The sequence below is a fragment of the Streptomyces sp. 5K101 genome (assembly GCF_046506645.1).
In the GTDB taxonomy this organism is placed as follows: Bacteria; Actinomycetota; Actinomycetes; order Streptomycetales; family Streptomycetaceae; genus Streptomyces.
Genome location: NZ_JBKFFO010000016.1, coordinates 43,230 through 53,324 on the forward strand (window position 1 = coordinate 43,230; position 10,095 = coordinate 53,324).

Here is a 10,095-nt window from a genome sequence, read left to right on the forward strand (position 1 = left end):
CCATCGAAAATCGTGACGTGTCAGGTCGACCGGATCCCGCCCATGTGTCAGCGGCCGACACGCCCCGCCGTCAGCACCACCCGGGCCAGTTCCTCGTGGCAGATGTCACTGTGCGCACCCGCGGGCGGCCCGCCCCGCCGGACCACCTGCGCCGCGTCCACACTGACGCATCCCGAGTCCGGCAGGCCGTCGCGCAGCGCCTCCTCCAGCGTCAGCCGCGCCGTGCCCGCGACGGCGTGGATGCCGTCGTGGCCCATCGCCCACCACCGCCGGTCGCCGCCGGCCGCCGAAGCGGAGTCCCCGGCGAGGGCCGAGGCCAGCGGGTAGAACACGCCGAGCGCGCTGTCGTGCCGTGAGTAGCAGGCGACCACCGGCCCGTCGACCCGCTCCTGAAGGGCGGCGAGCACGCCCGCGCTGTGCGGCGCGTGGGGCAGGCCGCACGCGAACGCGTAGTGCGACAGCACCCCTTGGAGCAGCGTCACGGACTTCACGTTCTCCGCGCCCTCGGGCAGCCCCCGCAGCGCGAACGCCACCAGCCGCGCCCCCTGGCTGTGCCCGACGAGGTGCACCCGCAGCCGCGGCGCCGTACGGGCCAGCCGGCCCAGCAGCGGCCCGAGCCCCAACTCGCCGACCGTTCCCGCGCGGCGCTTCATCGCGTAGTACGTCGTCTGCCGCAGCAGCTCCTTCGCGCCCCACCACGCGGAGCGCAGCCCGCCGCCGAACGGCAGCGCGCCGTACAGGGACCCCGACTCCGCGTCGAGGGCGACGGCCAGCCTGCGGCACAGGGTGAGCGTGTCCTCGTACAGCACCGCGGGCGGGCTCTGCTCGTCGTGCGGCAGGTCCTCGGCGAAGCCGGCCTCCAGACCGCCCGGCGGCACCGCCGCCAACTGCCGTGCCAGCCTGCCGAACTCGGCGAAGGCGGCCCGCGACTCCGGCTGCTCGTCCAGCAGCCGCGCGAGCCGCTCCACGGTCTCGCGATGCCCGGGGAACAGGTCGGCGAGCACCGCGCGGGTCGGCCCGTCGAGACCGGGGCCCGACGGCTGGGCGCCGGCGGCCGGCGGCTCGACGTCGGGGATCGGCTCGTCCGAGAACCGCATCGAGGGCCAGACGACGCCCGCGTATCCGAGCCGTGCCTGCGGGGTCTGCGCCACGAGCTTGGGGAAGGGGGCGAAGAACGACGCGTACAGCCGCCGGGCCGTGCCCGGGGAGTTGTTCCACCCGTGGGCGAACACCACCAGGTCGGTGACGTCCCGGTCCGCGAGCGGGCCGTACGGTCCCAGCACATCGCCGTCCGCGTCGAAAGTGATCTCCCGGTACGGCCGCACACCTGTCCCCGACATGGCCCGCCCCTCCCCTTGGCCCGTCACCACAGGATCCTTCGCAAGGCGAGAAACGGCCATACCCCGGAAGCGGTCGAAGCCGGTCGGCCGCTCCCGTCCCGTGCAGCGGGACCGGGACGACGTGCGACGTGACCAGCCGCACGGGCCCGGCCCCCGGCCGGCCATGCTCTGCCGGCGTTCCTCGTCGGACGGGCCACTCCCAGCCACTCGCGGGCCGGGACGCGATCAGGACCGCGCGGGGGGCGGGCCCCCGGGCACGGTCGGGCCGTTCCCAGCCCTGGGTGCTCAGTACCGCAGGTATCGTCGCCGTACGGCGCGGAACGCGGCCAGCTCGTCCCGCCACGCGCCCACCACCTCGTCGGTGTCCGCCCCCGCGTCGATGAGCGTGCGCACCTTGGTGGAACCGGTCAGCTTGTCGATCCAGTTGTCGGCGCGCCAGGCGAACCCGCTCCAACTGCGCTTCGCCGTCACCAGCAGCGCGATGCCGGTACGCACGGGGTCGAAGGACTTCCGGTCGTGGACGTGGAGCTGGACGCCGCCGATCGTCCTGCCCTGGAACTTGGAGAACGTCGGCGCGAAGTACGCCTCGCGGAAGCGGACGCCGGGCAGGTCCAGCGCGTTCACTGCCTCGGCCCAGCGGCGGTCGACACCTTCGGCGCCGAGGAGTTCGAAGGGGCGGGTGGTGCCCCGGCCCTCGGACAGGTTCGTGCCCTCGAACAGGCAGGTCCCGGAGTAGACGAGTGCGGTGTCGGGCGTGGGCATGTTGGGGCTCGGCGGCACCCAGGGCAGCCCGGTCTCGTCGTAGAAGTCGGAGCGGTGCCAGCCCGTCATCCTCACGGTCTCCAGCTCCACCGGCCGCGTGAGGAACTCCCCGTTGAAGAGCAGCGCCAGTTCGGCGACGGTCATGCCGTGCGCCTGCGAGATCGGCTCCCGGCCCACGAAGGTCGCGAACGCCTTGTCGAGCACGGGCCCCAGCGCCGCCCGGCCGGTCACCGGATTCGGCCGGTCGAGCACCACGAACCGCTTGCCCGCGAGCTCGGCGGCCTGCATGCAGTCGAAGAGGGTCCAGATGTAGGTGTAGAAACGGGCCCCGGCGTCCTGGATGTCGAACACGATCGTGTCCACGCCGGACGCGGTGAAGATGTCGGCCAGCGGCCGGCCGCTCTTGAGGTACGTGTCGTACACCGGCAGCCCGGTCGCGGGGTCGTCGTAGCGGCCCTCGGAGCCGCCCGCCTGCGCCGTGCCGCGGAAACCGTGCTCGGGGCCGAAGACCGCGACCAGGTCGACGCGGTCGTCAGCGTGCATGACGTCCACGATGTGCCGCACGTCGCGCGTGACGCCGGTCGGGTTGGTGACCACGCCGATCCGTTCGCCGGCCAGGACCGCGTACCCGTCGGCGGCCAGCCGCTCGAAACCGGTGCGCACCCGGCCACGGCCCGCATGGGCGGCGGCGGGTGCGGCGGATGTCGCGGCCAGTGCCCCCACCGCGCCGCCCGCGGCCAGCAAACCCCGTCTGGAAAGGCTCATCGAGCTACCTCCGTGATCGCCGTCTGTCATGGCCACGCACGCTAGCGCTCCTGACGCCCCGGGGGAACGACCCGGGCGCGGCCGTCGGACCGCCCCCTTCCGCGCGGCATACCGACCGGTTAGTCTGCCTGCACGGCCGGGACGCTGCGAAAGGCGGAGCTTGATGAGCACGGTGCAGGGCGCAGGAGTTGTTGTCACGGGAGCGGGCGGCGGCATCGGCGCCGCCCTGGCCCGCCGGTTCGCCGCCGAGGGCGCCAGGGTCGTGGTCAACGACATCGACGCCGGCAAGGCCAAGGCGGTCGCCGACGAGATCGGCGGCACCGCCGTACCCGGCGACGCCTCGGACGTGGTCGACGAGGCCCGGGACGCCCTCGGCGGCACCGTCGACGTCTACTGCGCCAACGCCGGCCTCGGCTCCGGCGGCGACGCCTTCGCGGACGAGGACGTCTGGGCCTCGGCCTGGGACGTCAACGTCATGGCGCACGTCCGGGCGAGCCGCGCCCTGCTGCCCGACTGGCTGGAGCGCGGCAGCGGCCGCTTCGTCTCCACCGTCTCCGCCGCCGGACTGCTCACGATGATCGGGGCCGCGCCCTACAGCGTCACCAAGCACGGAGCGCTCGCCTATGCCGAGTGGCTCTCCCTCACCTACCGCCACCGCGGCCTCAAGGTCCACGCCATCTGCCCGCAGGGCGTACGGACCGACATGCTCGCCGCCACCGGATCGGCCGGCGACATCGTCCTCAAGCCGACCGCGATCGAGCCCGAGGACGTCGCCGACGCGCTGTTCGACGCGATCGACGAGGACCGCTTCCTCGTCCTGCCGCACCCGGAGGTCGCCGGCTACTACGCGGCGCGCGCCACCGAGACGGACCGCTGGATCGCCGGAATGAACCACATCCAGCAGAAGTGGGAGGAGGCGGGCCGATGAGCTCCGGCTACGCCGCGCAGCCGTGGCTCGGGCAGCTGACCGAGGCCCAGCGCGCCCCCGTCTCCCCGCACCCGACCGTCGTGCACGCCTTCCGCGCGGCCGTCGCCCGCTCCCCGGAACACCCCGCGCTCGCCTACTTCGACGGCCGCCTGAGCTACCGCGAGACCGACGAGCTCTCCGACTCCGTGGCCGCCCACCTCGCCGAGCGGGGTGTCGCCCGCGGCGACCGCGTCGCCCTCATGCTCCAGAACAGCCCGCACTTCGTCATCGCGCTGCTCGGCGCCTGGAAGGCCGGCGCGATCGTCGTCCCCCTCAACCCGATGTACAAGGCGGGCGAGGTCGCCCACGTCCTCGCCGACTCCGGGGCCGGCGCGCTGATCTGCTCCGACCGGGCATGGGAGGCGTACCTGCGGGACTGCGCCGCCGCCTCGTCCGTACGCGTCGTGCTCACCGCCTGCGAGCTCGACCTCCAGACGCGGCACGACGAGCGGGTCCTCTCCTTCGAGCGCGCACCGCGGGCCGAGGACGCCGACGACCTGCTCGACGTCGCCCGCCGCGGCCTCCCGGCGCCCTCCGGACGCGAACCGGGCGCCGCCGACGTCGCCCTGATCAGCTACACGTCGGGCACGAGCGGTACGCCCAAGGGGGCGATGAACCTCCACGGCGGCATCACCTACAACGCCGAACGCCAGCGCACCGGCCACCCCGTCCCCGAAGGCGCCTGCTACTTCGCCCTCGCGCCCCTCTTCCACATCACCGGCATGGTCTGCGAGCTCGCCGCCTGCATGGCCAATGCGGGCACCCTCGCGCTCGCCTACCGCTTCGATGCGGGCGTCGTGCTCGACGCCTTCGCCGAGCACCGGCCGGCGTACACGGTCGGCCCGTCGACCGCGTTCATGGCCCTGGCGGCGCATCCCGCCGCCACCCGCGAGCACTTCGCCTCCTTCGCCGTGATCAACTCGGGCGGCGCGCCCGTGCCGCCCGCGCTGGTGGAGAAGTTCCGCGCCGGTTTCGGGCCGTACATACGCAACGGCTACGGGCTCACCGAGTGCACCGCGCCCTGTGCGGCCGTGCCCCCGGAGAAGGAGGCGCCGGTCGACCCGGCCTCCGGCACCCTGTCCGTCGGCGTGCCCGGCCCCGACACCGTGGTGCGGATCGTCGACGAGAAGGGCGACGACGTGCCCCTCGGCGAACAGGGCGAGATCGCCGTGCGCGGCCCCCAGGTCGTGCCCGGCTACTGGCAGCTCCCCGACGCCACCGCCGAGGCGTTCCCGGACGGCGAACTGCGCACCGGCGACATAGGCTTCATGGACGCCGACGGCTGGCTCTACGTCGTCGACCGCAAGAAGGACATGATCAACGCCTCCGGGTTCAAGGTCTGGCCCCGGGAGGTCGAGGACGTCCTCTACACGCACCCGGCGGTCCGCGAAGCGGCCGTCGTGGGTGTGCCGGACGCCTACCGCGGCGAGACGGTCAAGGCGTACGTCAGCCTCCGGCCGGGGGCCGGTGTGGTGCCCGAGGAGCTCGCCGCCTACTGCGAGCAGCGGCTCGCCGCCTACAAATACCCCAGGGAAGTGGTGATCCTGCCGGAGCTCCCGAAGACCACAAGTGGGAAGATCCTCAGGCGGGAACTGCGTTCCCGGGTGTGAGGCACGGTTGTTTCGGCAGGAAGGGAAGGTGGCGGCGATGGCCAGGACGACGGACGGGGAGGCGACCCCCGTACCGCAGAGGCTGCTGGCCGCCGCCACCCGCCTGTTCGCGGAGCAGGGATACGACCGCACGTCGGTCCAGGAGATCGTGGAGGCGGCGGGCGTCACCAAGGGGGCGCTCTACCACTACTTCGGGTCCAAGGAGGACCTCCTGCAGGAGGTCTACTCCCGTGTGCTGCGTCTCCAGCAGGAGCGGCTGGACGCCTTCGCGGACGCGGACGATCCCGTGGAGGACCGGCTGCGCGAGGCGGCGGCGGACGTCGTCGTCACCACCATCGACAACCTGGACGACGCGGCGATCTTCTTCCGCTCCATGCACCACCTGAGCCCGGAGAAGCACAAGCAGGTGCGGGCCGAGCGGCGCCGCTACCACGAGCGGTTCCGGGCGCTGGTGGAGGAGGGGCAGCAGAGCGGCGTCTTCTCCTCGGCGACGCCGGCGGACCTGGTGGTGGACTACCACTTCGGGTCGGTCCACCACCTGTCGACGTGGTACCACCCGGACGGCCCCCTGACGAAGCAGCAGGTCGCGGACCACCTGGCGGACCTGCTCCTCCGCGCCCTCCGCCCCTGACGCCCCGCGCGGCGCGCTCGCTTCCGTTTCCACGTCGTCTGCGCGGCTGCCGTCGGGGCGCTGCCCCGAGCCCCGCGCCTCAAACGCCGGCGGGGCTGGTGTGCGGCGGGTCGTCCGCGCGGCGCTGCCGTTGGGGCTCTGCCCCCGAGCGGCGGGGGCTGGATTTGTTGGGCGTTGGCGCGGCGCGGAGCTGCCGCCGGGTGGGGGGCCGGGGGCGTCAGCCCCCGGAGCGCTCCCCCCGGCAGGGGGGTCTTGGGGCGGAGCCCCCAGTTACGGGAAGGGGCGGGGTGGGGGAAACCACCCCGCCCACCTCACACGTACCGCTTCAGCTCCCGCCTCGCCAGCGACCGCTGATGCACCTCGTCCGGCCCGTCCGCCAGCTTCAGCGTCCGCGCCGCCGCCCACATTTCCGCCAGCATGAAGTCCTGGCTCACGCCGCCCGCACCGTGCACCTGCACCGCCTTGTCCAGGATGTCCACCACCGCCCGCGGCGTCGCGATCTTGATCGCCTGGATCTCCGTGTGCGCGCCCCGGTTGCCGACCGTGTCCATCAGCCACGCGGTCTTCAGCACGAGCAGCCGCAGCTGCTCCACGGTCACCCGCGCGTCCGCGATCCAGTTCTGCACGACGCCCTGCTGGGCGATCGTCTTGCCGAACGCCTCGCGGGACACCGCCCTGCGGCACATCAGCTCGATCGCCCGCTCGGCCATGCCGATCAGCCGCATGCAGTGGTGGATACGGCCCGGTCCGAGCCGCGCCTGCGCGATGGCGAAGCCGCTGCCCTCCTCGTCGATCAGGTGGGAGGCGGGCACCCGTACCTCGGTGAAGACGACCTCGGCGTGGCCGCCGTGCGAGTGGTCCTCGTAGCCGTAGACCTGCATCGCTCGGCGGACCTCGACGCCCGGGGTGTCGCGCGGCACCAGGATCATCGACTGCTGACGGCGGATGTCGTCGCCGTCCGGGTCGGTCTTGCCCATGACGATGAAGATCCGGCAGTTCGGGTTCATCGCACCGGAGATGTACCACTTGCGGCCGTTGATGACGTAGTCGTCGCCGTCGCGCTCGATCCGGGTCCGGACGTTCGTCGCGTCGGAGGAGGCGACCTCGGGCTCCGTCATGGCGAACGCCGAGCGGATCTCCCCGGCGAGCAGCGGCTCCAGCCACTGCTTCTTGTGCTCGTCGCTGCCGAACTGTGCGAGGACCTCCATGTTGCCCGTGTCCGGGGCCGCGCAGTTCAGGGCCGTCGGCGCCAGGTGCGGGCTGCGGCCGGTGATCTCGGCGAGCGGCGCGTACTGCAGGTTCGTCAGGCCCGCGCCGTACTCGGCGTCCGGCAGGAAGAGGTTCCACAGCCCCTGCTTGCGCGCCTCGGCCTTCAGCTCCTCGACGATCGCCGGGGTGTCCCACGGTGACGCCAGCCGCGCGCGCTGCTCGTGCTCGATCCGCTCGGCCGGATAGACGTGCTCGTCCATGAACGCGAGCAGCTTGGCGCGGAGTTCTTCCGTACGGGCGTCGAATGCGAAGTCCATCAGGTTCTCAGCCTTCCTGGAGGGTGGTGAGGCCGTGCTCGATGAAGAGGGGGACGAGATCGCCGATGCGGTCGAAGCCGGCGCCGACGGTCTGGCCCAGGGTGTAGCGGTAGTGGATGCCCTCGAGGATCACGGCGAGCTTGAACCAGGCGAACGCCGTGTACCAGGAGATCGCCGAGGTGTCCCGTCCGGAGCGCGCGGCGTACCGCTCGATCAGCTCGTCGGGGGACGGGTGGCCGGGGGCGCCCGCGGTGGTGCTGATGGGGGAGCCGGGCAGTTCCAGCCGGCGGCTGTACATCACCATCAGCCCGAGGTCGGTCAGCGGATCGCCGAGCGTGGACATCTCCCAGTCCAGGACGGCCGTGATCCGGTCGTCCTCGCCGATCAGGACGTTGTCGAGACGGTAGTCGCCGTGGATGACGGTGGGGGCGGGGGAGGCCGGCAGCGAGCGCCCGAGCGCGGCGTGCAGTTCGTCGATGCCGGGCAGCTCCCGGTTGCGCGAGGCGTCCAACTGCTTGCCCCAGCGGCGCAGTTGCCGGTCGAGGAAGCCCTCGGGACGGCCGAAGTCGCCGAGCCCCACCGACGCGGGATCCACGGCGTGCAGGTCGACGAGCGTGTCGACGAGCGAGAGCACCGCGTCGCGGGTGCGCGCGGGACCGAGCGCGGCGAGCTGTTCGGCGGTGCGGTAGGGCGTGCCGTCGACGAACTCCATGACGTAGAACGGCGATCCGATGACCGACTCGTCCTCGCACAGCAGGACCGGTCGGGGGACCGGCACCTCGGTCGGTGCGAGCGCGCTGATCACCCGGTGTTCGCGCGTCATGTCGTGGGCGGTCGCCAGGACGTGGCCGAGCGGTGGCCTGCGGACGACCCAGCGGGTGGTGCCGTCGGTGACCGCGTAGGTGAGGTTCGAGCGGCCGCCCTGGATCAACCGTGCGCTGAGGGGGCCGCTGACCAGTCCCGGCCGCTCGCGGTCGAGATGTCCGCGCAGCTGCTCGGGATCGAGGCCCTGTGGGGCTGGGCTCATGGTGCGCACCTCCGGAGGCGGTCCTGGTCGTCGTCCTGGCGAACGCGTTCATGATGACCGACCAGTCGGTATGTCGTCCAGTGGGCCCCGGGAACCGATGTCTGGATCACACACGTGAACGCGCCCGCCCCGGAATGCGCCTTCGGGGACGGCCTGCGCGGCGCCTGTTCCGTCGAGGCGCCGGGGCACGCTCCGGCGCTCAGGTCACGATCGCGACGGCGAAGGCCGCGAGCGCGAGGACGCAGCCCACCGTCGCGACGGCGCCCCGCAACGACAGCGCCGGCGGCCGGGCCGCGTCCATCGCCCTCATGCGCCGGTGCGCCACCGCCAGGAAGACCAGCCACGCGGCCACGCTCAGTCCGACCGCGGGCCAGGCGTTCCCGGTCGTCTGCCGGGCCGCGAGCACCGCCACCACCGTGCACGCCAAGGTGGTCCGCCGCCACGCCAAGCGGGTCCGCTCGGGCTGCAGCCCCGGATCCCGCTCGGGGGCCGTCACACGTCGCCCCAGGACACGACGATCACCATGGCGACGGACACGACCGCGACGACCAGGGCCAGCAGCGCCGGGAAACGGGACACCGGCAGGTCCTCGCCGCGGCGCATCGCCCGCTCGCACCGCACCCAGTGGTTCACGGCGCGCACGGCGCACATGGCGCCCGCGCCGATCAGCGCGAGGGCGAGACCCGCCCGCACCCACCAGCGCAGATCCGGCAGGAACTGGTCGACGGCGAAGCCGCCGCCGATCAGCGCCAGTGCCGTGCGGACCCACGCGAGAAAGGTCCGCTCGTTTGCGAGCGAGAAGCGGTAGTCGGGGGTCTCGCCCTCCTCCCGGAGCCGCCGGGGCGCGAGCCACAGGCGCAGGCTCTGTACGAAGTCGCTCACGGCGAGCACCCTACCCGCGGCGTCACCCCGACCGATGGGCTCTCAGCCGGTGCCACGCGGCGAGGCCGTCCGGCACCCACTCCCACTCGCGCAGGCCCTCCTCCAGCTCGGCCTCCGTGAGGAAACCGTGCCAGGCGACCTCCTCGGCCTGCGGTCGCACGGGGAGCGTGCAGCGCACCTCGTAGACGGCCGACCACCAGGTCTGCGCGGGGTCGCCGTCGCCCTCGTACAGGAACGTGAACACCGGGACGGGGCGCGGCAGCCCGCGCACCCCGAGCTCCTCCTCGGCCTCGCGCAGGGCGGCGTCGTCGTACGTCTCGCCCGCGCCGACGACACCGCCGACGAACATGTCGTACAGCGAGGGGAAGACGAGCTTGGTCGCGGTCCGCCGGTGCACGAAGACGCGCCCGTCGCCGTCGCGTACGAGGACGAACACGCACCGGTGCCGCAGCCCGCGCGCGTACGCCTCGCCGCGCGGTGCCTGCCCGATCACCCGGTCCTGCTCGTCGACGATGTCGAGGATCTCTTCTGCGGGATCGTCTGCCGGAGTCATGGCAGCCATACAAGCATCCGGGGCCATGGCAG

At 72.8% G+C, this 10,095-nt stretch carries 10 protein-coding genes; 3 read left to right on the plus strand and 7 right to left on the minus strand.

Features of this window, described 5'->3' with window-relative positions; translation table 11 throughout:
* Window positions 1-47 precede the first annotated feature (47 nt).
* Together ACLB9X_RS26770 and ACLB9X_RS26775 are read right to left on the minus strand one after the other, a co-directional pair.
* A complete protein-coding gene (locus ACLB9X_RS26770) occupies window positions 48-1,340 on the minus strand; it encodes a serine-threonine protein kinase (protein WP_410362972.1) in 1,293 nt (430 codons plus the stop codon).
* A gap of 285 nt (window positions 1,341-1,625) precedes the next feature.
* Entirely contained in the window at window positions 1,626-2,867 is a 1,242-nt protein-coding gene (locus ACLB9X_RS26775; protein ID WP_410362973.1) for an exo-beta-N-acetylmuramidase NamZ domain-containing protein, read from the minus strand.
* A 163-nt stretch (window positions 2,868-3,030) separates the two neighbouring features.
* Here ACLB9X_RS26775 and ACLB9X_RS26780 point away from each other — a divergent pair, with 163 nt between their 5' ends.
* The 3 genes from ACLB9X_RS26780 to ACLB9X_RS26790 are packed head-to-tail and all read left to right on the plus strand — an operon-like array spanning window position 3,031 to window position 6,075.
* A complete protein-coding gene (locus tag ACLB9X_RS26780) occupies window positions 3,031-3,795 on the plus strand; it encodes an SDR family oxidoreductase (RefSeq protein ID WP_410362974.1) in 765 nt (254 codons plus the stop codon).
* Window positions 3,792-5,444, plus strand: a complete 1,653-nt coding sequence (locus ACLB9X_RS26785) for an AMP-binding protein (protein WP_410362975.1) — start codon at window positions 3,792-3,794, stop codon at window positions 5,442-5,444. Before ACLB9X_RS26780 ends, ACLB9X_RS26785 begins: the two co-directional genes overlap by 4 nt.
* Window positions 5,445-5,481: 37 nt before the next feature.
* Complete coding sequence (locus ACLB9X_RS26790; protein WP_410362976.1) at window positions 5,482-6,075, plus strand: TetR/AcrR family transcriptional regulator; 594 nt, start codon at window positions 5,482-5,484, stop codon at window positions 6,073-6,075.
* 311 nt (window positions 6,076-6,386) lie between these two features.
* On the opposite strand, the gene ACLB9X_RS26795 is transcribed toward ACLB9X_RS26790, so the two are convergent.
* The 5 genes from ACLB9X_RS26795 to ACLB9X_RS26815 all read right to left on the minus strand — a co-directional run bounded on the left by ACLB9X_RS26795 (window position 6,387) and on the right by ACLB9X_RS26815 (window position 10,063).
* On the minus strand, window positions 6,387-7,601 hold the full coding sequence (locus ACLB9X_RS26795) for an acyl-CoA dehydrogenase family protein (protein WP_410362977.1): 1,215 nt from the start codon (window positions 7,599-7,601) through the stop codon (window positions 6,387-6,389).
* Window positions 7,602-7,608: 7 nt separating this feature from the next.
* Window positions 7,609-8,628 (minus strand): phosphotransferase family protein, encoded by a 1,020-nt coding sequence (locus ACLB9X_RS26800; protein WP_410362978.1) that lies wholly within the window; start codon window positions 8,626-8,628, stop codon window positions 7,609-7,611.
* Between the two features lie 199 nt (window positions 8,629-8,827).
* Window positions 8,828-9,124, minus strand: coding sequence for a DUF202 domain-containing protein (locus tag ACLB9X_RS26805; protein ID WP_410362979.1), 297 nt, complete (start codon window positions 9,122-9,124; stop codon window positions 8,828-8,830).
* The gene (locus ACLB9X_RS26810) at window positions 9,121-9,510 is read right to left on the minus strand and encodes a YidH family protein (RefSeq protein WP_410362980.1); all 390 of its coding nucleotides are present in this window, start codon (window positions 9,508-9,510) and stop codon (window positions 9,121-9,123) included. Before ACLB9X_RS26810 ends, ACLB9X_RS26805 begins: the two co-directional genes overlap by 4 nt.
* Window positions 9,511-9,532: 22 nt before the next feature.
* Window positions 9,533-10,063, minus strand: a complete 531-nt coding sequence (locus tag ACLB9X_RS26815; protein WP_410362981.1) for an NUDIX hydrolase — start codon at window positions 10,061-10,063, stop codon at window positions 9,533-9,535.
* Between the last annotated feature and the right edge of the window lie 32 nt (window positions 10,064-10,095).

Bases quoted from the DNA above. Each gene is read 5' to 3' on its own strand.
- ACLB9X_RS26800 (WP_410362978.1), bottom strand. From the start codon at position 8,628: ATGAGCCCAGCCCCACAGGGCCTCGATCCCGAGCAGCTGCGCGGACAT.
- ACLB9X_RS26790 (WP_410362976.1), top strand. From the start codon at position 5,482: ATGGCCAGGACGACGGACGGGGAGGCGACCCCCGTACCGCAGAGGCTG.
- ACLB9X_RS26815 (WP_410362981.1), bottom strand. From the start codon at position 10,063: ATGACTCCGGCAGACGATCCCGCAGAAGAGATCCTCGACATCGTCGAC.
- ACLB9X_RS26785 (WP_410362975.1), top strand. From the start codon at position 3,792: ATGAGCTCCGGCTACGCCGCGCAGCCGTGGCTCGGGCAGCTGACCGAG.
- ACLB9X_RS26780 (WP_410362974.1), top strand. From the start codon at position 3,031: ATGAGCACGGTGCAGGGCGCAGGAGTTGTTGTCACGGGAGCGGGCGGC.
- ACLB9X_RS26775 (WP_410362973.1), bottom strand. From the start codon at position 2,867: ATGAGCCTTTCCAGACGGGGTTTGCTGGCCGCGGGCGGCGCGGTGGGG.
- ACLB9X_RS26770 (WP_410362972.1), bottom strand. From the start codon at position 1,340: ATGTCGGGGACAGGTGTGCGGCCGTACCGGGAGATCACTTTCGACGCG.
- ACLB9X_RS26795 (WP_410362977.1), bottom strand. From the start codon at position 7,601: ATGGACTTCGCATTCGACGCCCGTACGGAAGAACTCCGCGCCAAGCTG.